At 72.7% G+C, this 24,162-nt stretch carries 21 protein-coding genes and 3 pseudogenes; 7 read left to right on the top strand and 17 right to left on the bottom strand.

Annotated features, from left to right (window positions below):
• The first annotated feature begins 2 nt into the window (after positions 1 to 2).
• Positions 3 to 1,232, top strand: a complete 1,230-nt coding sequence (locus ACIBK3_RS14240; protein WP_399365268.1) for a serine hydrolase domain-containing protein — start codon at positions 3 to 5, stop codon at positions 1,230 to 1,232.
• 174 nt (positions 1,233 to 1,406) lie between these two features.
• On the opposite strand, the gene ACIBK3_RS14235 is transcribed toward ACIBK3_RS14240, so the two are convergent.
• Together ACIBK3_RS14235 and ribA are read right to left on the bottom strand one after the other, a co-directional pair.
• Positions 1,407 to 2,477: an ornithine cyclodeaminase family protein gene (locus tag ACIBK3_RS14235; RefSeq protein ID WP_399365266.1), complete on the bottom strand. Its 1,071-nt coding sequence runs from the start codon at positions 2,475 to 2,477 to the stop codon at positions 1,407 to 1,409.
• Positions 2,478 to 2,648: 171 nt separating this feature from the next.
• Positions 2,649 to 3,308, bottom strand: coding sequence for a GTP cyclohydrolase II (ribA, locus tag ACIBK3_RS14230; protein WP_030662623.1), 660 nt, complete (start codon positions 3,306 to 3,308; stop codon positions 2,649 to 2,651).
• Positions 3,309 to 3,346: 38 nt separating this feature from the next.
• Between ribA and ACIBK3_RS14225 the strand changes: the two genes are divergently transcribed.
• The gene (locus ACIBK3_RS14225) at positions 3,347 to 4,135 is read left to right on the top strand and encodes a creatininase family protein (protein WP_399365264.1); all 789 of its coding nucleotides are present in this window, start codon (positions 3,347 to 3,349) and stop codon (positions 4,133 to 4,135) included.
• A 191-nt stretch (positions 4,136 to 4,326) separates the two neighbouring features.
• Here ACIBK3_RS14225 and ACIBK3_RS14220 read toward each other — a convergent pair.
• The 5 genes and pseudogenes from ACIBK3_RS14220 to ACIBK3_RS14200 form a co-directional block, all read right to left on the bottom strand.
• A pseudogene (locus tag ACIBK3_RS14220) lies at positions 4,327 to 5,073 on the bottom strand (lysylphosphatidylglycerol synthase transmembrane domain-containing protein); the annotation flags it as partial.
• Between the two features lie 557 nt (positions 5,074 to 5,630).
• A complete protein-coding gene (locus ACIBK3_RS14215; RefSeq protein ID WP_399365262.1) occupies positions 5,631 to 6,620 on the bottom strand; it encodes a class I SAM-dependent methyltransferase in 990 nt (329 codons plus the stop codon).
• Entirely contained in the window at positions 6,617 to 7,786 is a 1,170-nt protein-coding gene (locus tag ACIBK3_RS14210) for a glycosyltransferase family 4 protein (RefSeq protein ID WP_399365600.1), read from the bottom strand. Before ACIBK3_RS14210 ends, ACIBK3_RS14215 begins: the two co-directional genes overlap by 4 nt.
• Before the next feature lie 11 nt (positions 7,787 to 7,797).
• Positions 7,798 to 8,196, bottom strand: coding sequence for a 6-carboxytetrahydropterin synthase (locus tag ACIBK3_RS14205; RefSeq protein WP_030662610.1), 399 nt, complete (start codon positions 8,194 to 8,196; stop codon positions 7,798 to 7,800).
• A gap of 116 nt (positions 8,197 to 8,312) precedes the next feature.
• Positions 8,313 to 9,302 carry a zinc-binding alcohol dehydrogenase gene (locus ACIBK3_RS14200; RefSeq protein ID WP_399365260.1) on the bottom strand — a complete coding sequence of 330 codons (990 nt, stop codon included), beginning with the start codon at positions 9,300 to 9,302 and terminating at the stop codon, positions 8,313 to 8,315.
• A gap of 108 nt (positions 9,303 to 9,410) precedes the next feature.
• Here ACIBK3_RS14200 and ACIBK3_RS14195 point away from each other — a divergent pair, with 108 nt between their 5' ends.
• Positions 9,411 to 10,268, top strand: coding sequence for a CDP-alcohol phosphatidyltransferase family protein (locus ACIBK3_RS14195; RefSeq protein ID WP_399365598.1), 858 nt, complete (start codon positions 9,411 to 9,413; stop codon positions 10,266 to 10,268).
• A gap of 87 nt (positions 10,269 to 10,355) precedes the next feature.
• Here ACIBK3_RS14195 and ACIBK3_RS14190 read toward each other — a convergent pair whose 3' ends face one another.
• The 5 genes from ACIBK3_RS14190 to ACIBK3_RS14170 are packed head-to-tail and all read right to left on the bottom strand — an operon-like array spanning position 10,356 to position 15,883.
• On the bottom strand, positions 10,356 to 10,802 hold the full coding sequence (locus tag ACIBK3_RS14190; protein ID WP_399365258.1) for a GNAT family N-acetyltransferase: 447 nt from the start codon (positions 10,800 to 10,802) through the stop codon (positions 10,356 to 10,358).
• A 10-nt stretch (positions 10,803 to 10,812) separates the two neighbouring features.
• Complete coding sequence (locus tag ACIBK3_RS14185; protein ID WP_399365256.1) at positions 10,813 to 12,042, bottom strand: MDR family MFS transporter; 1,230 nt, start codon at positions 12,040 to 12,042, stop codon at positions 10,813 to 10,815.
• Entirely contained in the window at positions 12,039 to 13,832 is a 1,794-nt protein-coding gene (locus ACIBK3_RS14180) for an ABC transporter permease subunit (protein WP_399365254.1), read from the bottom strand. Before ACIBK3_RS14180 ends, ACIBK3_RS14185 begins: the two co-directional genes overlap by 4 nt.
• A 15-nt stretch (positions 13,833 to 13,847) precedes the next feature.
• Positions 13,848 to 15,338: an ABC transporter substrate-binding protein gene (locus ACIBK3_RS14175; protein ID WP_399365596.1), complete on the bottom strand. Its 1,491-nt coding sequence runs from the start codon at positions 15,336 to 15,338 to the stop codon at positions 13,848 to 13,850.
• A gap of 8 nt (positions 15,339 to 15,346) precedes the next feature.
• Complete coding sequence (locus tag ACIBK3_RS14170) at positions 15,347 to 15,883, bottom strand: GNAT family N-acetyltransferase (RefSeq protein ID WP_399365252.1); 537 nt, start codon at positions 15,881 to 15,883, stop codon at positions 15,347 to 15,349.
• 130 nt (positions 15,884 to 16,013) lie between these two features.
• On the opposite strand from ACIBK3_RS14170, the pseudogene ACIBK3_RS14165 reads away from it, so the two are divergent.
• A pseudogene (locus ACIBK3_RS14165) lies at positions 16,014 to 16,672 on the top strand (ATP-binding protein); the annotation flags it as partial.
• A 2-nt stretch (positions 16,673 to 16,674) separates the two neighbouring features.
• Here the strand turns inward: ACIBK3_RS14165 and ACIBK3_RS14160 are convergent.
• Positions 16,675 to 17,055: pseudogene (locus ACIBK3_RS14160) on the bottom strand (transposase); the annotation flags it as partial.
• Between the two features lie 22 nt (positions 17,056 to 17,077).
• A complete protein-coding gene (locus ACIBK3_RS14155; RefSeq protein ID WP_399365250.1) occupies positions 17,078 to 17,665 on the bottom strand; it encodes an NADPH-dependent FMN reductase in 588 nt (195 codons plus the stop codon).
• An 87-nt stretch (positions 17,666 to 17,752) separates the two neighbouring features.
• On the opposite strand from ACIBK3_RS14155, the gene ACIBK3_RS14150 reads away from it, so the two are divergent.
• Together ACIBK3_RS14150 and ACIBK3_RS14145 are read left to right on the top strand one after the other, a co-directional pair.
• Positions 17,753 to 18,241, top strand: a complete 489-nt coding sequence (locus tag ACIBK3_RS14150; RefSeq protein WP_399365248.1) for a MarR family winged helix-turn-helix transcriptional regulator — start codon at positions 17,753 to 17,755, stop codon at positions 18,239 to 18,241.
• A 105-nt stretch (positions 18,242 to 18,346) separates the two neighbouring features.
• Positions 18,347 to 19,081 carry a hypothetical protein gene (locus ACIBK3_RS14145; protein ID WP_399365246.1) on the top strand — a complete coding sequence of 245 codons (735 nt, stop codon included), beginning with the start codon at positions 18,347 to 18,349 and terminating at the stop codon, positions 19,079 to 19,081.
• A gap of 44 nt (positions 19,082 to 19,125) precedes the next feature.
• Here the strand turns inward: ACIBK3_RS14145 and fusA are convergent, their stop codons facing one another.
• The 3 genes from fusA to ACIBK3_RS14130 all read right to left on the bottom strand — a co-directional run bounded on the left by fusA (position 19,126) and on the right by ACIBK3_RS14130 (position 23,020).
• Positions 19,126 to 21,195 carry an elongation factor G gene (gene fusA, locus ACIBK3_RS14140; protein WP_399365244.1) on the bottom strand — a complete coding sequence of 690 codons (2,070 nt, stop codon included), beginning with the start codon at positions 21,193 to 21,195 and terminating at the stop codon, positions 19,126 to 19,128.
• Positions 21,196 to 21,572: 377 nt separating this feature from the next.
• Positions 21,573 to 22,181: an AAA family ATPase gene (locus ACIBK3_RS14135; RefSeq protein ID WP_399365242.1), complete on the bottom strand. Its 609-nt coding sequence runs from the start codon at positions 22,179 to 22,181 to the stop codon at positions 21,573 to 21,575.
• Positions 22,182 to 22,483: 302 nt separating this feature from the next.
• Entirely contained in the window at positions 22,484 to 23,020 is a 537-nt protein-coding gene (locus ACIBK3_RS14130; RefSeq protein WP_399365240.1) for a TetR/AcrR family transcriptional regulator, read from the bottom strand.
• Positions 23,021 to 23,235: 215 nt separating this feature from the next.
• Here ACIBK3_RS14130 and ACIBK3_RS14125 point away from each other — a divergent pair, with 215 nt between their 5' ends.
• Complete coding sequence (locus tag ACIBK3_RS14125) at positions 23,236 to 23,991, top strand: MBL fold metallo-hydrolase (protein ID WP_399365238.1); 756 nt, start codon at positions 23,236 to 23,238, stop codon at positions 23,989 to 23,991.
• The last annotated feature ends 171 nt before the right edge of the window (positions 23,992 to 24,162 follow it).

Below are 24,162 nucleotides of genomic sequence, written 5' to 3'. Positions count from 1 at the left end.
CGATGGCACAGCTGCGGCAAGAGGTGGACCCGGGTGAGGTCGGGCTGGACGCGAAGGCACTGGACCGCCTGGACCAGCACGTCGCCCACTACGTGGACGAGGGCCGCCTGCCCGGTTACCTGGTGTCCGTCGCCCGCGGCGGACGCGTCGCCCACCTCACCACCCACGGGTCGCGCGACATCGCCGCCGGACTGCCCGTCGAGGCCGACACACTGTGGCGGATCTACTCCATGACCAAGCCGGTCACCGCGGTCGCCGCGCTCCTCCTGGTGGAGGAGGGCCGGCTGTCGCTGGACGACCCGGTCGAACGGCACATCCCGTCCTTCGCCGAGCCCCGGGTGTACGTCAGCGGCTCCGGCGCCGACATGGTGACCCGCCCGGCCGACGGTCCGATACGGGTACGGCACCTGATGACCCACACCTCGGGCCTGACCTTCGCCTTCTACCACACCCACCCCGTCGACGCCCTCTACCGTCAGGCCGGGCTGGAGTCGTCGGTGGTGCCGGGTACCACCCTGGCGGAGACGGTCGAGGTGTACGCGGGCCTGCCGCTGCAGTTCGAGCCTGGCACGCAGTGGAACTACTCGGTCGCTTCCAACGTACTGGGCCGGATCATCGAGCTGGTGTCCGGGCAGCCCCTCGACGCGTTCTTCGCCGAGCGGATCTTCGGCCCGCTCGGAATGACCGACGCCGGGTTCCAGGTGAGCCCCGAACAGGCGGGCAGGCTCGCCGAGTTGTACGGCGACGCCGACGGCGGCGGTATCGAGCCGATCCCCGGTCTTCCGCTGCGCGGACGGCCCCGCTTCCTGTCCGGCAGCGGCGGGATGGTGGCCTCCGCGCACGACGTCCACCGCTTCATGGAGCTGCTGCGCCGCCGCGGCGAACTCGACGGCGTCCGTCTGCTCGCCCCTGAGACGGTGGACCTGATGGCCTCCAACCACCTCCCGGGCGGCGCCGACCTGCGGACCGTCGGCAGCAAGCCGGCGCACGACGAACCCGGCAACGACGGCGTCGGCTTCGGCCTCGGCGTCTCGGTGGTGATCGACCCGTCCCGCACCCTGGCCCCGTCGGGCCTCGGCACGTTCGGCTGGAGCGGTGTGGCGACGACGACGTTCTGGGTCGACCCGAGCCGCGACCTGACCGTGCAGTTCATGACGCAACTGCGGCCGAAGAGCTCTCTCTCGCTCTTCCCGGACCTCAAGCGTCTGGTGCACGAGGCGGTCACCGATTAGGGAGCAGCCGGCATCGACCGGCTGTGCGCGGTCCACCCGTTCGCTTCGGTCACCGAACACCGAACTGGGCTTCCGCCCCGGCCTACCGATCCACGCCGGGAGTGAAGTGGACACCACACCGGGCGGGTTCGCCCAGCTACTCGTCGGAGCGCCGCGCGTTCTCGGCGGCCCGGTTCAGGCCGGCGCGCCGGGTCGCCGGCGCTCCCCCTCGCCCGTCCCGACGGACCTCGCCGCCTCGACGACGGCCCAGGCGGCGGCCGCGTCCTGGATGCCGAGGCCGACACTGTTGTAGTACACGATGTCCCCGGGGCCGTCGCGGGCGGTGCGCCGGCCGGTGAGCACGCCGCCCAGCGGGATCAGGTCCTCGGGGGTCAGCAGGCCCTCTCGCAGGGCCTCCACGACCGGCCCGGCGTGCTCGGCCGCGGTCGCCGGGTCGTCGACCACGACGGCCCCGCGCTCCAGAGCCCGCCGTACGGCCTCCGCGTCCACCTCGCGGCGCGAGGGCTCGAACGAGCCCACGCTGACGACCGTGCACCCAGGTGCCAGCCACGCCCCGCGCACCACCGGCGTGGTGCTGAGCGTGCAGGCCGCGACCAGGGACGCCCCGGTCACGGCCGCCTCGGCGGTGCCGGCCGGCTCGACCGGTAGGTCCAGTTCGACGGCGAGCGTCTCGGCGGCGCGGGCGCGATGCTCCGGGGTCGGACTCCACAGCCGTACGGACTTCAGCTCCCGCACCCGGGCGATCGCCCTGGTGTGGGCGAGGGCCTGGGTGCCCGAGCCGAGGACGGCCAGGTCGGCGGCGTCCGGGACGGCCAGCGCGTCGACGGCGACGGCGCTCGCCGCGGCCGTGCGCAGGGTGGTCACGGCCGTGCCGTCCAGCACCGCGGCGAGGCGGCCGGTGACCGGGTCGAGCACGGTGATCACGGCGTGCACGGTCGGCAGTCCGGCCGCCGCGTTGCCCGGGTTGACGCTGCCGAACTTGGCGACCGCCCCGGAGTCCGCGGACAGCCGGGAGACGTACGAGAAGACGACACTGTCGTCGAAGCGGCTCGGGTGCATGATCTTGCCGGGCAGGTCGGCGGTGCCGTCGCCCAGTGCGGTGAACGCGGCCCGCTGCGACCGGATGGCCGTGTCGGGGTCCAGCAGTCCGGCGACCCGTTCGGCGGCGAGAAAGAGGACGGGGAAGGGCTCGGGGGAGGACTCGGGAGAGAGCTCGGGCGAGTCGGAGGGGATGTCGTCGCTCACTGCGTGGTCCCTTCGTCGCCGTCCCGCGTGTCCCGCTCCCTCATGCTCCCCTTCGGGACCGGGGTCCGCACGTCCCCGGCGGCGCGGGGAGGAGGGGCGAGGGCGGACGAGAAAGGGACAGTGCGGCGGCCGGTGCCGGGAGGAGGCGTGCCGGCCGCCGCGGGCCCCTGGTCAGGAGGAGCTGACGACCGCGTCCAGGTGGGGCAAGTGGTGGTCCAGCCGCTCCCGCTTGGTGCGCAGATACGTGATGTTGTTCTCGCACGGCGGTATCAGCAGCGGCACCGTCTCGGCGACCTGGATGCCGTGCCGCAGCAACGCCTCACGCTTGCGCGGGTTGTTGGACATCAGACGGACCGAGTTCACGCCCAGGTCGTGCAGGATCTCGGCGGCGACCCCGTAGTCGCGGGCGTCAACCGGCAGACCGAGCGCCAGGTTCGCCTCCACCGTGTCCAGGCCCTCCGCCTGCAGCGCCATCGCGCGCAGCTTGCCGAGCAGGCCGATGCCCCGGCCTTCATGCCCTCTGAGGTAGACCACGACGCCGCTGCCCTCGGCGACGACCGCGCGCAGCGCGGAGGCGAGCTGGTCGCCGCACTCGCAGTGCTGGGAGCCGAAGGCGTCACCGGTCAGGCACTCGGAATGCAGCCGGGTCAGGACGTCGTCCGTGCCGATCTCGCCGTAGACCAGGGCCACTTGTTCGTCACCGCGATCGTGATCGAGGTAGCCGACCGCCTGGAATTTCCCGTACACGGTGGGCAGCGGGGCATTCACGACGCGTTCCACACCCGTGCGCTGCGGTGACTTCTTGCCGAGCACGCCAATTTTTTCTGTCATGATCTGGTTCCTAAGCAGAGACGAAAGGCCATGGAAAGATGAGTGGTTCGGGAATACGGTCAGCGGCGTACGGTCTGGTGCCGGCGGACACTACCGAAGACGTACGCACGCGAGGCGCGGGCGTCTCAACCCAGGTGGCCGTCCTTCCCGTCGGAAGCTTCGAACAGCACGGCCCGTACCTTCCGCTGGCGACCGACACGCTCGTCGCCTGCGCCATCGCCCGGGAGATCGCCACCGCGTACCCGGTGCACCTCCTTCCGCCGGTGACCATCGCCTGCTCGCACGAGCACGCGGCCTGGCCGGGAACCGTCAGCATCTCCTCCGTGACCCTTCACGCGGTGGTACGGGACATCGCGGCCTCACTGCGCCGCTCGGGCGTGGAAGCCCTGGTACTGGTCAACGGGCACGGCGGGAACTACGTCCTGGGCAATGTCGTCCAGGAGTCCTCCGCACGCGGTGAGCGGATGGCGCTCTTCCCGGCCCCCGAGGACTGGGAGACGGCCCGGGTACGGGCCGGTGTGGCGACCTCGCTGCTGACCGACATGCACGCGGGAGAAATCGAGACCTCCATCCTTCTGCACGCCCATCCCGAAATGGTCCGGCCCGGTTACGAGTCGGCCGATTTCGTCGCGGACGACCGCCGTCATCTGCTCACCGTCGGAATGTCCGCCTATACCGATTCGGGCGTCATCGGCCGTCCTTCCCTGGGGTCCGCGGAAAAGGGGAAGGAACTGCTGGCGGGCTTCGCCGATTCCTTCGGGACGTATTTCTCGATGCTCACGTCCCCGGACGGCCCCACGGGCACCGCGGGAGCGGTGCGCGGGTAGTCACCGTCCGGTGCACGGTGCGGTGTCGGGTCCGCTACGACCGTCCCGGCCGCCGGGGCGCTCACGGCGGTCCCGGCGTCGTCGTCCGCGCCGCGCAGGCCGGTGTACCAGCGGGCGGCCAGGACGAGGGCGCCCGGCAGCGCGGCCACGAAGCTGAGCACCCCGTACACCACGGCGACCGCGAGACCACTGCTCGCGCCGAGGCCGGCCGCGCCGAACGCCCAGGCCGTGACGCCCTCACGGGGCCCGAATCCGCCGATGTTCAGCGGCAGTCCCATGGCGAGCAGGGCGAGCACCGCGAGGGGCAGCAGCGTGGCGACGGAGGCGGCGGATCCGGCGACCCGGGCGGCGAGCACGAACATCCCGATGTGCCCGGCCAGGACGACGGCGGACGAGACGGCCACGCCCGGCCCGTTGCGGCGGGACAGGAGTCCCTCGCGGGCCTCGGCGAGGGCCGCGCGCAGGGCGCGTCCCCGGCGGGAAGGGGCGGCCCGGTTCATGCGCAGGGCGAGGACGACCGCGAGGGAGCCCAGTACCGCGAGGCCGAGCAGCGGGGCGACGTGCCGGGCGTCGGCCGCCACGGGCGAGGGCATCGTCAGCAGCACGGCCGCGCCGACGACGGCCAGCACGGCCTGTCCGGCGGCCCGTTCGAGAACCACCGCGCGGACCCCGCGGCCCAGGTCACCCGAGCTCTTCCCGTGCCGGACGGCCCGGTGGACGTCGCCGAGGACACCGCCGGGCAGGGCCGCGTTCAGGAACAGCGCGCGGTAGTAGTCGGCCAGGGCCGGGACGAGGGGCAGCCGGATACCGAGACCCCGGGCCACGAGCGCCCAACGCCAGGCGCTGAACACGGTGGTGAGCAGCCCGACCAAGAGGGCCACCAGCAGCGTCGGCGTGTCGATCCGCCGCAGTCCGTCCAGGAACACGCCCGTGCCCATGCGCCACAGCAGGACGGCGAGGATGACGACACCGGCGACGGTGCCGAAGTGGGTGCGCACGGCCCGGGAGTTGAGAAGGGCCCGCCCGCCACGCAGGGCGGTGCGCCAACGGGGCGTGTCCTGGCCGGCGTCGGGCCGGGCCCGGCTCACGATCACACCGATCCGGGCCGCCGAGACAGCGGGGCCAGGGCGCACCGCGGCTGGGACACCGACGGCGGCGAGCAACTCGGCCCGGGCTTGCAGGGCTTCGGCCCGGGCGGCGAACGCCGTGTTCCGGGCGGAGAGCGTGTCGGTGGCGAGCGGAAAGACCTCGACCGTGTTCGCGCGCCGCGACCGCGACGCGGCGACCTGCCGCTCACCCGCCGTCGCGTCGCGCCGGCCCTCGCGCTCGTCCTCGCCCGGCGAGACGTTCCGCGCACCCGGCTCGATGGCCGTCCCGCGCGTCGGGGCGTCTCCCCGCGGGGCTTCGGCCGCGCTCCCGCCCGCCCGGACGCCTTCCTCCGGGCACGCGACGTTCCCGCCGTCCGCCGTTCCGGTCGCCCTCACCGTCTCCACGCTCATGACGCTGTGCCGGTCGGGCGGGACAGGGCCAACAGGTCGCTGTGGTGGACGACGACGCGCAGCTCGCCGGCCGCGCAGGCCTCCAGGCGCTCGCGGAGGTAGCGTTCCGCGCGGGGAGCCAGGTCCGGTCGTTCCTCGACGGCCGCGCCGACCCAGCCGCGCAGCCACTGCGCCGTCAGCGCGGACTCGGCGGGGCCGAGCCGCCAGGGGCTCGGGTACAGCCGTACCGTGGCGCCGCGGTCGGAGAAGGCCTCGCAGGCCGCGGTGACCGCGTCCGGCCCGAGCAGGCCGCCGCGGCGCTGGTGGGCGTTGAACGCCTCGGCGATCTCCGCGTCCATCGGGTCGGACGGGGTGAGGTCGACGCGGCCGGCGACCGAGAGGGTCAGCAGGGCCGGGCAGCCGGCGCCGGTGCAGGCGTCGGCGAAGGTGTCGATCTCCTCGCGGGTGAGGACGTCGAGCAGGGCGGAGGCGGTGACCAGGGACGCCCCGGCGAGGACGTCCCGGGTGAGCCGGCCGACGTCGCCGCGGCGGGTCTCGACGGTGACCCGGCTGCCGTCGGCGGCGGAGCGCGGGGAGGCGACGGCGGCGAAGTGCAGGAGGTAGGGGTCGCGGTCGTGCAGGATCCAGTGCTGGGCGCCGTCCAGGCGGGGGGCCAGCCAGCGGCCCATGGAGCCCGTGCCGCAGCCCAGGTCATGGATGACGAGCCCGGCCTTCCCCGGCAGGTTGGCGAGCCGGATTCGCAGCGGATCGAGCAGGTCGTGCGCCCGCGCGGCGGCGTCGGCGCCCTCCCGCAGCTCCAGCCACTCGGGCGCGTACCGCGGCGGTTCGTCGGATCCGGCACCGGCGTCCCGCAGTCGCACGGTGGGCCGCTCTCCGGGGCGCAGGGTGGGCCCGGCTCCGGCGATGACCGCTTCGGTCACTTCGGCCTCCCTGAGCCCGGGCTGTGCGGGAATCCCCGCCTGCTTGGTCATCGCCGTCTCCGTCATGCCGCCCTCCTGGGTTCGTTCGGCAGTCGGCCCAGTACTGCGGCCAGGCTGCGGGCCGTGGTCGCCCAGCCGTCGAGCGCGACCCGTCGGCCTCTCGCGGCGGCCTTCAGACGACGTCGTACGTCCGCCTCGCCGAACCAGCCGCGCAGTTCGGCGGCGAGGGCGGCGGGATCCTCCGGCGGGACGAGGATGCCGGGCACGCCCCCGTCGGGCGCCCGGCCGACCGCCTCCGCGATGCCGCCGACGTCCGTGGCCAGCACCGGGATGCCGCGGGCGAGGGCCTCGGTGACCGCCATGCCGTACGTCTCGGCGTAGGAGGCGAGGACCATGAGGTCGGCCGAGGCGTAGCTGGCGTCGAGTGCGGCGCCGGCCTGCGGACCCGCCAGACGCAGCCGGTCCTGGAGGCCGTACTGCCTGATCAGGTCCCGCAGTCCGGCGACGTACTCGGGGTCGTTCCCGAGGCCGCCGACGCAGACGCAGCTCCACGGCAGGTCGGTCACCGTCGCGAGGGCCTCCACCAGCCGGTGCTGGCCCTTGCGCGGGGTCACCGCGGCCACGCACAGCAGCCGGGAGACGCCGTCGGTCCCGGAGGCGAGAGGGGCGATGTCGGCGCCGGGGGCGGCGACATGGACCCGGTCGGGGGCGAGGCCGTGGTGGGAGACGAGCCGGCGTACGGCCCAGTCGCTGGTGGCGATGACGGCGGGGACGGCCCGCAGCACCGCCCGCTCCTTGGCGTCCAGGTCGGCCGCCACCACCGGGTCCAGTCCGGTCTCGTCGCCGAGCGGGAGGTGGACGAGGACGGCGAGGCGCAGCCGTTCCGCCTCCGGGAGGATGATCTCCGGGACCCCGCAGGCGACCAGCCCGTCCAGCAGGACGACCGTGCCGTCGGGAAACTCCCGCAGGACACGGGCGAGTTCACCGCGGGCGGCGGCGTCCGGGCGGGGCCAGCCGCCGTTCACGGCGTGCTGGTGGACCTGCCAGCCGAAGCCGGGCAGGTCCAGACAGATGCGCCGGTCGTAGGCGTTGCCGCCGCTGGGTGCGGTCGGGTCGTCGATGCCGCCCGGCAGGACGAAGTGCACGGAGCGCAGCGACATCGGGATGATCTCCGCGTTCTTCAGGGCGGTGTGCTGCACGGGCACGTAGCTGAGCCCGGTGGTCCGCTCCATCGTCGTGTCGGTCACAGCGCACGCTCGTAACTCGCCCAGGCGACATGCGACTCGTGCAGGGTGACGGTGAGGCCCGCGAGCCCCTTGGCGCCCTCGCCGAGGGCGCCCTTGTGGACGCGTTCGGCGAGCCGGTCGGCGATGACCTTGGCCAGGAACTCCGTGGAGGTGTTGATTCCGGCGAAGTCGGGCTCGTTGTCGAGGTTGCGGTAGTTCAGCTCGCTGACTACGGCACCGAGTTCCTGGGTGGCCAGTCCGATGTCGACGACGATGTTGTCGTCGTCCAGCTGTTCGCGCCGGAACGTGGCGTCCACGAGGAACGTCGCTCCGTGCAGGCGCTGCGCGGGGCCGAAGACCTCGCCGCGGAAGCTGTGGGCGATCATGATGTGATCGCGGACGGTGATGCTGAACAACGGACGACCCTCCAGGTGCGGCGCGTCTGGTTCCCCCGCTGATTCCCTGCCGGGGATGCCGTGTAGTACGGCTCCTTGTCTCCCCTTGTTCAGCCGACTCTCACTCTTTTCTCAGGTCAGGCGCTCGTGCCCGGATCCGGGTACCGGATGCGGTGGCAGAGCGCCTCGATCCGGCCCGCGGTGAGTCCCGGCAGCACCTCGGGCAACTCCTCGAACGCGGACTCACCGGTGACGAGGGCGTCGAGGGCGGCGTCGGTGAGCAGGTCGAGGGCGAGGGCGAGCCGGTCGGCGTACGTCCGGTTCGAGCGGCGCGGGGAGACGGTGCCGACCTGGCTGCTGCGGATGACCAGGCGTCGGGAGTGGAAGGCCTCGCCGAGCGGGAGGGAGACCTGCCGGTCGCCGTACCAGCTCAGTTCGAGGACGGTGCCCTCGGCCCGCAGCAGTTCCAGCGAACGGGCGAGGCCCTGTTCGGAGGCGCTGGCGTGGACGACGAGGTCGCAGTCGCCGAGCGCGTCCTCGGGTGCGGCGAAGTCGATGCCGAGGGCCTCGGCGGTCTTGGCGCGGGCCGGATCGGCGTCGACCAGCTGGACCCGTACCCCCGGGAAACGGGCCAGCAGCGCGGCGACCGAGCTGCCGACCATCCCACCGCCGACCACCGCGATCCGGTCGCCGACCAGGGGCGCCGCGTCCCACAGGGCGTTCACGGCGGTCTCGACCGTGCCGGCGAGGACGGCCCGTTCGGCGGGCACGGCGCTCGGTACGACCGTCACGGCGTCCACAGGGACGACGTAGCGCGTCTGGTGCGGATAGAGGCAGAAGACGGTCCGCCCGACCAGGTGCCCAGGACCCTCCTCCACCACTCCCACATTGAGGTAGCCGTACTTCACCGGCCCTGGGAAGTCCCCTTCTTGGAAGGGCGCCCGCATGGCCGCATACTGGCTCTCCGGCACCCCGCCCCGGAACACGAGGGTCTCCGTACCCCTGCTGACTCCGGAGTACAGCGAGCGGACGAGGACCTCCCCGTCGGCGGGGTCGGGCAGGGTCAGGTCGCGTATCTCGCCGTGACCCGGGGAGCTGATCCAGAACGCGCGTGCGGTGCGGTTCATCGGCGTCCTCCTGAACGTTCGGGAAGCTGTTCACGTACCGAGGTGTGCACAGGTCGCGCACAGTACGCGGCCTTGATCGACTCTGTCACCTGGCCGGAGGAATGTGCGGTGGCCCTGAACAACACGTACGAAGCAAGGCTGGTCCAGCAGGAGACCGCGGTGGGAGCGGGCCTGCAGATCCTGTTGCTGGCCCTGCTCGGTACCGGGATCGGCATGGGGCCTGCGGGCTGGCTCACCGGCCTCGCCTTCGCCGTCGCCACCTGGGCGGTGCTCTCCCGGGCCCTGCACCGCTCCCGGCCGCGCTCCTTCGGCCCGGCCAACCGGGTCACCCTGGGCCGGGCGACTCTGGTCGGCGTGGTGACGGCCCTGGTCGCGGACTCCTTCGAGAGCTCCCCGCCGGTGACGCTCTTCGTCGGTCTGACGGCGGTGGCGCTGATCCTCGACGGGGTCGACGGCAAGGTCGCCCGCGCGACGGGCACCTCGACCCCGCTGGGCGCCCGCTTCGACATGGAGGTCGACGCGTTCCTGATCCTGGTACTGAGCGTGTACGTGTCGATGTCCCTGGGCCCCTGGGTCCTGCTGATCGGCGCGATGCGCTACGCCTTCGTCGCCGCGGCCTGCGTCCTGCCCTGGCTCAACGCCCCGCTCCCGCCGAGCACGGCGCGCAAGACGGTCGCCGCGCTCCAGGGCGTCCTGCTCCTGCTGGCCGCCTCCGGTCTCCTGCCGCACCCGGCGACCTTCGGCGTCGTCGCCCTGGCCCTCGCCCTGCTGGTCTGGTCGTTCGGCCGGGACGTCCTGTGGCTGTGGCGGACCCACCGGGCCGAGGACGCGGTGGCGGCGGAGATGCTGGAGCTCGTGCCGGGGCCGGAGCGGGAGCTGGTGGTGTCCGAGCCGGAGCCGGTGGCGTCCGAGTGGGAGACGGAGCCGGTGGCGTCCGAGTGGGAGCGGGAGCCGGTCGCGTCCTGAAAGCTCGCGTCGACCGGCGCCTTCGCCGTACTCACCGGCCGACTCCCGCCCGCGCGGACCGGGTCACCGCCCGTTCGGCCGCACCGGTCAGCCGTGCAGCGGTACCCGGTACACCGTCGACTCCCGCTGCCGGAGGCCGAGCCGCTCGTACAGCCGGTTCGCCGCCGCCCGGGCCGGGCGTGAGGTGAGGTCGACGGTCCGGGCGCCCGCCTCCCGGGCCAGCCGCAGCGCCTCCCGGGTGAGCAGCCCTGCGACTCCGTGGCCGCGCGCCGCGTGATCGACGACGACGTCCTCGATACGGGCCCGCAGTCCGCTCGGCACCGGATACATCACCAGCGTCAGGGTGCCGACGATCGCGTCGGCCGAACGGGCGACCAGCACGGTGTTCGCCTCGCATCCCAGGACGCGGGCGAGCGCGGCGATATCGAGGGGCGTGGTCGTCGAAGACAGCTGCGGCAGCATCCGGCGGAAGGCGTCGACCAGCTCCTGGTCCGCTTCCCGGGCGATCTCCACCCGGACGTCCTGGGTCTCCATGCCGTGGACCCTACCGCCGCGGCAGCAGTCCGATCGCCGCAGCGGGTACGGCCGCGAGCACCAGCCACGGCACCGCCGCGGGCAGCCCGCTGTCGAGCAGCAGCCCGGTCGCCGAGCTGCCGGCCAGGACGATCAGGCCGGAGACCGAGGACAGGGCCCCGGTGTAGAGGCCGAGCCGGCCGTCCTCGGCGAGGTCGGGGACCCAGGCGCGGGCGACGGGGGCGACGAGCATCTGGCCGAGGGTGAGCAGCACGACGAAGCCCACCGCGGGCAACAGCGCCGCCGTACCGGTCCAGCCGGCGGGCCGGGCCGCCGCCACGACGGCGAACGCGGCGGCGACCAGCAGCAGACCGGCCACCATGGACCGGCGCGGCGTGAACCGTGTCCCCGCCCAGCGGGTGACGGGCAGCTGGGCGGTCACCACCAGCAGCGAGGAGAGCGCGAACAGCCAGGCCAGCGGCGCCTGTGAGCCCGCCGCGCGCTCCACCTCGGCGGGCAGGGCGAGGTAGAACTGGTTGTAGGCGAGCAGACAGGCGCCGTATCCGGAGCACAGCGCCAGGAAGCGCCGGTTGCGCAGCAACGGCCCCATGCCACCCCGGACCTGGACGCGGGGCCGCCCGGGAATGTGCTGCGGCAGCAGCCAGGCGTGCCCGGCGAGGACGAGGACGAAGATCCCGGCTCCGGCCAGGCACACCGTGCGGAAGTCGACGGACAGCAGCAGCGCGCCGAGCAGGGGGCCGACGAACGCCCCGGCCTGTCCGGCGACCGTGAACAGGGCGAGGACCCGGGTACGTGGCCCGCCGCCCGCTTCTTCGTGAGCCACCGCCTGCCGGGCGACCTCGGACTCCACGGCCGGTGAGAACAGTGCGGCCGCGAACCCGATCAGCAGCACGGCACCGATGACCGTCCAGGTCTGTGCGGCGAACCCTAGCCAGCCGAACCCGGCGATCCTGAGCACGCACCCGGCGAGGACGACCGGCCGGATCCCGTACCGGTCGGCGAGTACCCCGCCCACCACGAACAGCCCCTGCTGACTGAACGTCCGCAGCCCCAGCACCAGCCCGACCAGCCAGCCCGCCATGCCCACGGCCCGCCCCAGGTGTTCCGACAGGAAGGGCAGCACGGCGAAGAAGCCGGTGTTGAAGGCGAGTTGGGTGAGGATCAGCAGCCGCAGCAGGGGCGAGAGACGGGCGCGCCGCCTGGACGACGGCTTGCGCGGCTCGGTCCACAGCGCCGTCATCCTGTTCCCACCAACTCCCTTGCGACTGACGGTTCTTCGGGGGCGACGGCCTGAGGCGTGCGGGGTCCGGTGCCCTCGCGTCGCCGCCGCGCTCCGCCCGCGGCTCCCGCCGCGCTCACCGCGAGCGCGCCGAGCAGGGCGAGGACGGCGGCGGGGGCGAGGACGGCCCAGGGGGCGCGTTCGGCGTAGGGCTGGTTCTCGGCGAGGAGCAGGCCCCACTCCGGGGAGGGCGGCTGCGCGCCGAGGCCGAGGAAGGCGAGCGAGGCCAGGGCGAGCGCGATACCGGGCAGGCGCAGCAAGGCGTGCCGGACGACGGGCGGCAGGACGGCGGGCAGCAGGTCGTGGCGCAGCAGGTACCAGCGGTCCGCGCCGAGACCCCGGGTGGCCGTCACATGGAGGGCGGCGCGCTCCTGGCGCAGCAGCGCGGAGGTGTGGGCGGCCAGGGGTGCCCAGGCCACGGCGCCCACGGCGAGCGCGGGCGTGGCGGGTCCGCTGCCGGCGACGGCCGTCACAAGCAGGGCGAGGAGGACGGGCGGTACGGCGTTGAGCGTGTCGACGAGGGGTCCCGACAGGCGGGGCAGCAGTCCGAGCAGGACACCGGTGAACAGGGTGGCGGCGCCGATCACGAGGGCGAGCAGCAGGGTGTCGAGGGCGCCGTGGGCGACCCGTGCGAGGACGTCCCGGCCGAGCGCGTCGGTGCCGAACGGGTGGGATCCGGAAGGGCGTTGGAGGCGTTCGCCGGTGTCGAGGGCGAGCGGGTCGCGGGGCAGGCCGAACGCGACGACGGCGATCAGCAGTCCGCCCTGGACGAGGGGCAGGACTCCGCGGGCCGGTGGCGTGGGCCGGTGGAGGGAGGGCAGCGCGCCGTCACGCAGGGCCGGGCCGACGAGCCACCGGGTCGCGAGGGCGGCGAGGGCGGCCGTGACCGCCGCCAGCAGGACCACGGCCAGCGTGCCGGCCTGGAGCACGGGCAGGTCCTGGGCGAGGGCGGCCTGGAGGGTGGTGCGGCCGAGCCCGGGGATGTCGAAGATCTGCTCCACCGCGACGGCCCCGCCGGTCAGGCCGACCACGAACATGCCGAGGTTGGGGAGCAGTCCGGGCAGGCAGCGCCGTACCGCCTGACGGGCGATGCGCCGGCCCGGCAGGCCGCGGGCGGCGGCGGCCAGGGCCCAGGGCTCGGCGAAGGCGCCCGGCAGCAGGTCGTCGAGGAGCCGCCCGATGACGGCGCCGGCGGGCAGACCGAGGGCGAGCGCGGGCAGCACGGTCCACTGCGGCCCGTACCAGCCGAGGGCCGGCAGCCAGCCCCACTGCACGCCGACGACGGTGGCGAGCACGGACGCGGTGAGGAACTCGGGCAGCGCGGCGAGCACCGCCGAACCGCCGCCGCCCGCGCGGCGGCCGCCGAGGCGCCGGTGCGCGCCGAGCCACAGCGTGCGGGCGCACACCAGTGCGGCGGTGACGGCGGCGACCGTGAGGGCCACCGCCATCAGCAGCAGGGACGCGCCGAGGGCCTGGAGCACCGCGGGGGCGACCTCGGTGCCGGAGAGCCACGACCGTCCGGCGTCCCCGCGCCACAGCCCGCCGAGCCACTGCCCGAGCAGCGCGAACGGTCCCATTTCCAAGCCGAGTTGGGCGCGTACGTCGGCCAGTACCCCGGGAGTGGGGTCACGGTCGGCCGAGCGGGCCTTGAGGACGGTCAGCGCCGGGTCGGTCCGGGTCAGCCAGGGCAGCAGGCCGATGCCGCACACCAGGGCCGCCGCGAGCACGGCGCGCCACACCAGGGCGCTCACGTGTCGTCGCACCGGTCAGCGCCGGGTGCCGGTGCCGACGAGGGTGCGCTCGTACGGGTCGAGGAGCACGTTGCTGACCGAGGTGCCGACGCCGGTGATGACGCGCTGGTGGACCAGCGGGACCACGGCGTCGGTGCCGAGGATCGCGGCCTCGGCGGCCAGGGCCGCGTCCTGCCGCTCCCCGGTGTCGGCGATGGCCTCGGCCTTCCTGACGGCCCGGTCGACGTTCTGGTCGCAGAGCTGGGCGATGTTGAAGGCGCCGTCGCAGGTGTGGTCGCCGGCGAGGACCGCGAGGGGGTCGCCGGTGTCGACGAGGGTGTTGCGGGCGAGGACGACGGCGTCGAACCTCCCCTTGAGCGCGTCGCTCTCCAGCCGCGCGTACTCGCGCACCTCCAGCGTGACCCGGAACCCGGCCTTCTCCAGCTGCTGCTTCAACACCTGCGCCGCTTCCGGGAGTTCGGGCCGGTTGTCGTAGGTGGCGAGGGTGATCCGCGCGCCGGCCGGGTCGCCGGCCTTCGCCCTGCGCGGCTGCTGCCGCCTGCCCTCGGCCCAGGTGACGGCGGGTCCGTAGATGCCGGCGCCGGGGTCGGCGTGTCCTTCGTAGACGCCCTGGGCGAGGGCGGAGGTGTCGACGGCCCGGCGGGCGGCGGCACGCAACTCCGGGTCCTTGAAGGGGCCCGACGCGGCGTTGAGCAGCAGGCTGGTGGTGCGGGTGGTGGCCGTCGCCTTGCGGGTGGCCTCGTCGAGGGTGGCGGCCTGCGCGACGGGTACGGCTTCGGCGATGTCGGCCTCGCCGGTGCGCAGGGCGCTCGCGCGGGCGGTGCCGTCGGCGATGAAGCGGACGTCGACGCCGGATGCCTGGGCGCGACCGCCCCAGTAGTCGTCGTAGCGGTCGAGTGTGGCGGACGCGGTTCCGCCGGCCTTCGTCAGTTCGAAGGGGCCGGTGGCGGTGCCGGCCGGGTCGACGCGGTCCTTGCCGTCGTAGGCCTTGGCGGAGAGGACGGCGAGGCTCGGGCTGGACAGGCGCAGGGGCAGGACGGGGTCGGGGGCGCCGGTGGTGATCCGTACGCCGGTGCCGCCGTCGGCCTTGGCGGTGAGCGTGACGCCGGACAGGGCGGCCGGCGCGGGCCTCGCCTCGGTGGCGTGGGTCAGGGCGGCGGCGACCGCGGCCGGGGTGACGTCCGAGCCGTCCTGGAAGGTGGCCTCGCGCAGGGTGAACAGCCAGGTGCGGTCGTTCTCGCGGCGCCAGGAGCGGGCGAGCGCCGGGGTGGCGGCGCCGTTGGCGTCCAGCACGGTCAGGCCCTCGGTGACCCCGAGGCGGCTGAGGATGGTGGCGTCGGCGCCGTACGGCGAGAGGTTCTCGGCGGGCGGGAAGGCGAGGGCGACCCGCAGCCGGGAGCCGTGGCCGGCGTCGCCGGAGGAGTCGTCTCCGCCGCCTTCGGAGGCGAAGCACGCGGTGAGGAGGGGGGCGAGGAGCAGGGATCCGAGGAGGTGACGGCGTCGCATCGGGTCGGTCACCGTCCGATCGGTATCTCGAAGTGGACGGTCCCGTTGTCGCCGCCGGGCTCCCCGCGCTCGTCGTGCACGACCTTGCCGAGCGAGCGCCAGAAGGCCTCGGCGCCCGGTACGGCCGGGTCGGTGTGCAGATAGACGGACCGGTAGCCGCCGGCCGCGTCCGCGAAGGCGAGCAACTCGTCGACCAGCCGCCGGGCGAGGCCGCGCCTGCGGTGCTCGGGGCGGACGTACACCCGGCGCAGCTGGGCGGTCTCGCCGGAGGGGAAGCGCTCGGCGACGGCGCGCGGGTTCGGCGGGTGGAGGGGGCCGCGGGAGTCGAGGGCGCCGGTGGCCACGACGCTCCGGTCGTCCGGGTCGAGGGCGACGAGGAGGGTGTGGCGGGCCGGGGCGAGGTAGGCGGCTGCTGGATCGATGATGTCGGCGTGCCAACGGGGCACGTAGCCGGTGCCGAAGTCGCGGTAGACGGTGTCGAGCATCACCGCTCGCACTCCTTCGAGGTCGTCGGGGCCTGCCGTCCTGATGCTGTAGTCACGCACTTGCCAATCATATGCAATAAGCCATGGAGGTGATCAACGGGCAGCGACCGCCGGGCGACTTGACACCCCGCCGCCGGCCACCCCCAGAAACCTAACCACATGATATTCATTTTCAAAAGGAACGGCGGTGGTGCGGATCGCGTTCGTCGGCAAGGGCGGCAGCGGCAAGACCACCCTGGCGGCGCTCTTCTCCCGGCATCTGGCGGGCTCCGGCGCGCCGGTCCTCGCCGTCGACGGCGACATCGACCAGCACCTGGCCGAAGCACTCGGCCACCACGACGGCCCGTGGCACGCCCCTCCCCTGGGCACCCACGTCGACGACCTCAAGGACTACCTGCGCGGCACCAACACGCGCACCCCCTCCCGGGAGGCGATGATCAAAACAACGCCTCCCGGCCGGGGTTCACGCCTCCTGCGCCTGCTCGACGACGAACTCCACGCACGCCACGTCCGGCGCGTGGACGGCGTAGGCCTCATGGTCACGGGCGAGTTCGACGAGAGCGACCTGGGCGTGGCCTGTCACCACTCCAAGCTCGCCGGCGTGGAGCTCTACCTCAACCACCTGGTGGACGGCCCCGGCGAGTACGTCGTCGTCGACATGACAGCCGGCGCGGACGCGTTCGCCTCGGGCCTGTTCACCCGCTTCGACATCACCTTCCCGGTCGCGGAACCGACCCGCAAGGGCGTCTCGGTCTACCGCCAGTAACGGGACCACGCCCAGGAGTTCGGCATCCGGATCGCCGTCGTCGGCAAAAGGTGACCGGCGAGGACGACCTCCTCTTCCTCAAAGTTGACCTTGCCGGGGTGAGGACGACAGCCAGGGGCAGGCCCCGGCCGTCGCAGGCGAGATGGACTTTGGTGGTCAGCCCGCCGCGGGAGCGGCCCAGCGCCCGGTCGGCCGCCGAGCGTGCCGGACCTTCCAGCCCGCTGTTCGCGCCCGCCCCCTTTTTCGGACGCCGGCCGCGTGTTGGTGGGATCGGCTGATGGACCGTCTGCCATGGCCCATGATGTTCCGGCAGGTCACGCCAGGGAGCGCCTGTTCGCAACCGCCACAACGCGCCGTTGATCACCTGCCGGTGGTCGCGCCACGGACGGCCGGGTCCGTCGGTAGCCGGCAGTAGGGGCTTCAGCGCCTCCCATGCGGTGTCCGTCAGCTCGCCGCGTCCGTTCACGTGATCGACCACGAACTGGGCCTCATGCAGGCGTGGCTGTCCGCGCCTTGGCCTGGCGCACCCCGCGCAGCGCGCCGGACCAGGCGATCACCTGGTCGAGCATGCCGCCCACGGCTGTGTCGAGACCCTGCTGGGGGACGAAGGCGCCGGTGTGGAACGAGGGGTGTGTCGCGATGGTGGGCTGGGCGCGAACCGTGGCCACCTGGAGTTCGGCGAGGACGAGTCGCAGCGCCTCGGCGGCCCGGGCCCCGGCGACCCAGCCGCCGTAGCTGATGATCCCGGCAGCCTTGTCGTTCCACTCCCGGTAGACGTAGTCCAGGGCGTTCTTCAGGGCTCCGGGGTAGGAGCGGTTGTACTCGGGGACGAGGAACACGTAGCCATCGAAGCTGTCGATGAGTGCGCCCCAGGCGCGGGTGTGGTCGTGCTGGTACTGCTGGAGGTTCGGGTTGCCGGGCTCGTCGAGGTTGCCGAGGTTGTGGTCGGCGAGGTCGATGAGTTGGTAGTCGGCGCCACCGTGGGCGCGGGCGGCCTCCAGTGCCCAGGCGGCGATCTGGTCGCCGCGGCGTCCGGGGCGGGTGCTTCCGAGGATGAGGGCGATGCGCAGCGTCATGGTCTTCCTTCCGGCAGAGTTGATGCGTCAACTCTAGATCGGGCAGAGTTGAAGTGACAACTCTGCTGGTCGCGGTATCCTCGACGGATGACGGAGACTCGATCGCTGGAACCCGAGGAGTGGGAGTTCTGGGATGCCTGGATGCGCGCGCAGCGTCTGCTCACCAGGGAGCTGGAGCGTGGTCTGCAGCGTGACTGCGACATCTCGAAGGCCGAGTTCAGCGTGCTGGTGACGCTGTGGCGGGCCGGCGGCGGCGAGATGCGTGTCGGCGAGCTCTCCGAGTCGCTCGACTGGGACAAGAGCCGCGTCTCACACCAGCTGACTCGCATGGAAAAACGCGGCTTCGTCAAACGCACTCAGTACGGGGCCGATGGTCGCCGCGCGGGGATCGGGCTGACCGCCGAGGGTCGCCGCGCCGCCCAGAGTGCCGTCCTCGTGCATGGCGGCAACATCCGCCGCCACTTCCTCGACTCACTGACCCCCGGGCAGACATCAGTCATTCGGGCATGGAGCGAGCAAACAGTCAATCGCCTCGAGCCGCACCGCAGCGAGGCTGCCGGCGGCGGCGCGTCCTAGCCGCGTCCCACACCGCCCGCACAGACGCCGCCGATACGGCCCTGGGCATTGCCAGACAGGTCCTGACCCGAGAAGTGCTTGCTGGCTGTCGGACCTCATGGCCTCATGAGCGAAACGGTGGATGTGTGGGCGGCCGCGGCCGAGTTCGACCGGAGCACCGTCTGCGAGGACCAGACCGCGGCCGAGGGTGACCGCAAGCGGGTGGTGGACCTCCTGTTCCCCCTGGAAAAGTGGCCCACCCTGCCGCTGGAGCACTACGCCCTGGGGCTGAACCCGTCCGGGGCGACCATGACGTACTGCCGATTCATGGAGTTCGGCACTCCGCACCTCGGCAGCATCAAGGGCGGCAGCGCCGCGAAGCACATCATGTACCGCCACAACTCCGGCGAGTGGCGGCTCGCCGCTCCCCTGCGCGGGATGGAACCCCAAAACGCGTGGGAACTGCTTCGGGCCCAGTTCCTCCAGGCCTTCACCGCCGTGGCAGCGGGCGACTTCGAAGCGGTGGACGACCTCGAAGTCCTGCGATTCGGATCCGCGCTGGTGACCAAGTCGCTCGCCACCTACTTCCCCGAACACTTCCTCCCCGTCTATTCCGCCGATCACCTGCGAAAGTTCCTCGCCCTCCTGGGCGGCACGTCGGGTGCCGACTCGCCGACCTGGCGCAGCAACCGCCGGGTCCTGCGGATCGACGGCCCCCGGCGTGGTCTGGGCACGATCCACGTCCTGGGCATCGACACCGAGGCGCCTCCCCACGAGGAGGCGGCTCGGCTTCGCACGGCGCTGAGCTGGCCGGCAGGTGACCAGCGCGGGTCGGGATACGGACACCCGGGTACCGGCTGAGGGCGGCCCCGCCCGCGTACGGGTGGAGCCGCCCCCCCAACCGGCTACCGCGCCGACGTCACACTCGTCGGCGCCGGGGTGTAGCCGGTCGGGCGGGCCGTGAAGGTGCCGCGGCCCTGGGTTCGGCTGCGCAACCGGGTGGCGTAGCCGAAGAGTTCGGCCAGCGGCACGGTGGCCGTGACGACCGCCGCGCCCGCCCGCGTGACCGAGCCGGAGACGCGGCCACGACGTGCGGCCAGGTCGCCGAGGACGGTACCGACGGCGTCCTCGGGCACGGTGACCGTGACCTCGACGACCGGTTCCAGCAGGGTCATCGCCGAGGCGCGCAGGGCTTGTCGGAGGCCGAAGCGGCCCGCGGTGCGGAACGCCGTGTCCGAGGAGTCCTTCACATGGGTCGCCCCGTCGGTCAGGGTGACCCGCAGCCCGGTCACCGGATGGCCGCCGAGCGGTCCCTCGGCGAGGGCGTCCCGGCAGCCGGCCTCGACCGCGCGCACGTACTCCTGCGGTACGCGCCCGCCGACGACGGTGGACCGGAACTCGAAGCCGGTTCCGGACTCCGGCGACTCCGAAGGCTCCAGCGGCTCCACGTCCAGGACGACATGCGCGAACTGCCCTGCCCCGCCGTCCTGTTTGACGTGCCGGTAGACCAGGCCGGACACGCCCCGGGTGACCGTCTCCCGGTAGGACACGGTCGGACGGCCGACCGTGACCTCCAGCCCGTGGTCGCGCCGGACCTTCTCCACCGCCACCTCCAGATGCAGTTCACCCATGCCGGACAGCACCGTCTGCCCGGTCTCGGGGTCGGTGCGGACCACCAGCGACGGGTCCTCCTCGACCAGTCGCGCGAGGGCTGTGGCCAGCCGGTCGGTCTCGGCCGACCTGCGGGCCTCGACCGCCACCGAGACCACCGGGTCCGCCACGGTCGGCGGTTCCAGGACGAGCGGGGCGTCCGGCGCGCACAGCGTCGAGCCGGCCCGGGCGGACTTCAGCCCGACCACGGCGACGATGTCCCCGGCGAGCGCCCGGTCCAGCTGGGCGTGCCGGTCCGCCCGCACGCGCAGGATCCGCCCGATGCGCTCGGTACGGCGTGTGCCCGCGTCCATCACCGTGTCCCCCTTTCCGATCGTTCCCGAGTACACCCGCAGGTAGGTCAGCCGTCCCGTCGCGGTGGCGTGCACCTTGAACACCAGCGCCGCGAACGGGGCGTACGGGTCGGCGGCCCGTTCCTGCTCGGTGCCGCCGTACGTACCCCGTACGGCGGGCACGTCGAGCGGGGACGGCAGGTAGGCCACGACCGCGTCGAGCAGCGGCTCGACACCGCGGTTGCGGTAGGCCGAGCCGCACAGGACGACCACGCCGTCGCCGCTGTGCGTGAGGTCGCGCAGCGCGGAGGCGAGCGTCGGCGCGGAGAGCGTCTCCTGGTCGCAGAACTCCTCCAGCGCGGCCGGGTGCCGTTCGGCCACGGCCTCCTCCAGCAGTCGGCGCCGTCGGAGCGCTTCCTCGCGCAGGGCTTCCGGTACGGGGCCCTCCTGGACCGTCTCATCGCCGTCGGCCCAGGTCAGCGCCCGCATGCTGAGCAGGTCGACGACGCCGGTGAAGGCGTCCTCGCTGCCGATGGGGAGTTGCACGACCAGCGGGGCCGGGTGCAGGCGGTCCCGGATCGACTCGACGGCCGTGTCGAGGTCGGCGCCGGCCCGGTCCAGCTTGTTGACGAACGCGATCCTCGGCACGCCGTACCGATCCGCCTGCCGCCACACCGACTCGCTCTGCGGCTCGACGCCCGCGACGGCGTCGAACACCGCGACCGCGCCGTCGAGGACGCGCAGCGAACGCTCCACCTCGTCGGCGAAGTCCACGTGTCCCGGGGTGTCGATCAGGTTGATCCGGTGGCCGTCCCAGGCACAGCTCACGGCCGCGGCGAAGATCGTGATGCCGCGGTCGCGTTCCTGCGGGTCGAAGTCGGTGACGGTCGTCCCGTCGTGGACCTCGCCGCGCCGGTGGGTGGTGCCGGTGGCGTACAGGATCCGCTCGGTGACGGTGGTCTTGCCGGCGTCGACGTGGGCGAGGATGCCGAGGTTGCGGACGGTGGTGAGGGCGTTGGGGTTGGTGCGCACGGCCCAGGGCCTTTCGGACGAGATGTGACGGGACGGCGCGATTCCCGCGAGCCATCTGAGGACACCTCAACAGGTAGACCTGGTAAGGGTGTTGGGCGTGCGGATCAGAAGGTCGTCACGGGCATCCGGTACCGGCCGCGCAGCGGGCACCGGACGGGCGGAGACACGAGGATCACCTCACGGAGCGACCGGGGAACGACAACAGCGGTGCGGTAGCACACGGCCGGTCTCCCCTCACTGGTCTGCTTCGTCAGCACACACGCGGCCCGGCCCTGTGCGGTGGGCGGCGCGTGATCCGTGGTGAGTGTAGAGCGCTGGGGTGAGAGGGAGCACGGGATTTTCTCCGCGCACTGGATTCGCCTCTCCAGAGCCTGGCGTCATCCGCGCGCCGTGGCCGCCAGGACCGCGTCCGCCAGCTCCGCGACCGACCGTCCGTCGCCCGCGTCGATGCGGTGCAGGCCCAGGCGGTCGACGGACTGGGTCATGAGGCTCTGGTAACGCTCCGTGCGGGCAAGGAACTTGTCCATCAGATGCCGTTCCTCCGCCGTCGCCGTCGCGTAGTGGCCGGACCTGTGCACACGCTCGCGTACGACGGCCAGGTCGGCGGTGAGCCAGACGGCCGCCGTCCGTGGGACGGCCAACTCGGCGACGCGGGAGGGCCACAGCGCGGATCCCTCCAGGACCAGGCCCGCTCCGGAACCGGTCCCGGCGGCGTGGAGAGTGATCAGGTCCTCGATGCGGGGCCACAGTCGCTCGTAGTGATCGAGGACCGACTCGATCAGTTCGTCGACGTCGAGGGACCGGTAGTGCTCGGCGACATGCGACGGCACCTCCCGCTCCGGCGTCCGCCAGGGCCGGCCGGGATGCCGGGCCAGCAGGTCCGTCGGCCGGTACGCGAACCCGAGCCGTTCCGCCACCGCCCGGGCGACGGTCGACTTGCCGACATTCGACGTCCCGCCGATCAGCACCACCCGCACGTCGTCCACACCCACGACCCTACTGATACCTCAGGCATTCAGGCCCTGGAGTCCGTCGTAGGCGGCCATCACCAGGTCCATCCCCCGGGTGTCGCTCTCCGGTTCGCGCATCTGGTTCGTCACGTACGCCACCGCCATCCGGTTCCCGGCGCGGGCTCAGGTCAGGCGTCGGACCGGGGAGAGCGGGGCCGGACAGGGAACCGAACCCGCCCACATTCCACTTCCACGGGCCCACTCACGTGGCAGACGACATTGTCGACGCTATGGCCGACGGCATCATCGCGATCTTCAATAAGCAGGTGTGAGGGCTCTCAGCCGAGCTGTGCGGCGACTAGGGCGAGTGGTTCGCTGCTTCGTCGTGCGCGGGCCAGGATGACGGCTCCTTCAGCGGCGATCACCAGCAGGGCGGCGCGTTGTGCGGCCTCGGCGGGCGCTACTCCGACCTGTTCGAGCCGGGCGGCCAGCGCCTCGCCCGTGGCGTTGAAGGCGGCCTCGGCCCGGTCGAGGATCGCGGGGTCGTGTCCGCCGGTCGTGACCCCGGCCGTCGTGCAGCCGGCGCGGAAGTCCGTGCCTTCGACCACTCTGCGCCAGATGTCGATGTAGCCGGAGACCACGTCCTCCGGGGTCCGCGCGTCGATCGCGTCGATCTGTTCCTGCATCCACTGCAGGGAGTGGTCGACGGCGAGTTCGATCAGCTCGGCGCGGCCGCGGGGGAAGTGATGGTAGACGGAGCCGCGCGGTGCCCCGGTACGTGCGAGCACCTCGCGGGTCGACATGCCCTCAAGTCCTCGCTCGGCGATCAGGAACCATGCCGCCTTGATCATTGCTTCACGCACGCCCTCTGACATGCAGGCCATTCTTTCTCATCGTGTACGGGCTCTGGACCGCCACCTCACTATGCTATGTTACATAGCATAATCGGGATGGTGGAAGCCTCCCCACACATTCGGAGGTATTCACCATGAGCTCAGACGCCCTCACTGTTGACGTGTACGTCGCGCCGATGCGTCCTTTCGCAGGTGCCCCCGCGCAGGGTCCGGGGGACGACCCGATGTGGTCGCCCATGAGCAGCACTCTGATCGCCGGCGCCGAGGAAGCCGTCCTCGTCGACACGCTCATCACCCTCGACCAGGTCGACGCGCTCGCCGAGTGGGTGCGCGGCTTCGGCAAGCGCGTCACCGGCGTCTACATCACCCACGGCCACCAGGACCACTGGGTCGGCCTTGCCCGCATCCAGGAGCACTTCCCCGAGGCCCGCGGCATCGCCACCCCCGAGGTGGTCGAACGCGCCCGGTTCGAGGCCACCGATCCGGGGCTGTCCGCCTACTGGAAGGGCATTTTCCCTGGCGAACTGCCGCAGACCGCGGTACTGCCGGAGCCTTTGAACGGCGACCAGTTCGAGCTGGAGGGCCAGGTGCTGCGGGCAGTCTCCGTGGGCCAGGGCGACACCGAGTTCTCCACTGTCCTGCACGTGCCGTCGGCCGCCGCGGTGGTCGGGGGCGACGTCGTCTACAACGGCGTACACATGATGACCGGGGAGACCGACGAGAAGAGCCGCGAGGCGTGGATCGCCAGCCTGGATGCCGTCGCCGCCCTGAACCCGAAGATCGTCGTCGCGGGACACAAGAGCGTCGGCGCACCCGACCTGCCCGAGAGCATCGGCGCGAGCCAGCAGTACCTGCGCGACTTCAGCCGCATCGTCAACGAGCAAGGCAGCGTCGAGGATGTCGTCAACGCGATGCTCAAGCTCCACGGCGACCGCGACAACCCCCGCGCCCTGTGGCACTCCGCCCGCACCGCCGTCGCCAAGCGAGGCTGAGCCGACTCGGGCATCGCGTTCTCCGGGGCAGCGCTTTACGCGTGTAGCTCGAACCCCTGCTCAGAAAGCGCCCGGCACCGTGCGTTGATCACGCCGGCACCGGGCACTGCGTTACCGACCCGCTGCCGAGGACGTCGCTGTGCCGGGCGCCGACCGCTACCGCCTGGCCTC

It is taken from the genome of Streptomyces sp. NPDC050287, from assembly GCF_044459385.1.
Lineage (GTDB): Bacteria > Actinomycetota > Actinomycetes > Streptomycetales > Streptomycetaceae > Streptomyces.
This window is presented reverse-complemented; position numbering and strand designations above follow the sequence as displayed.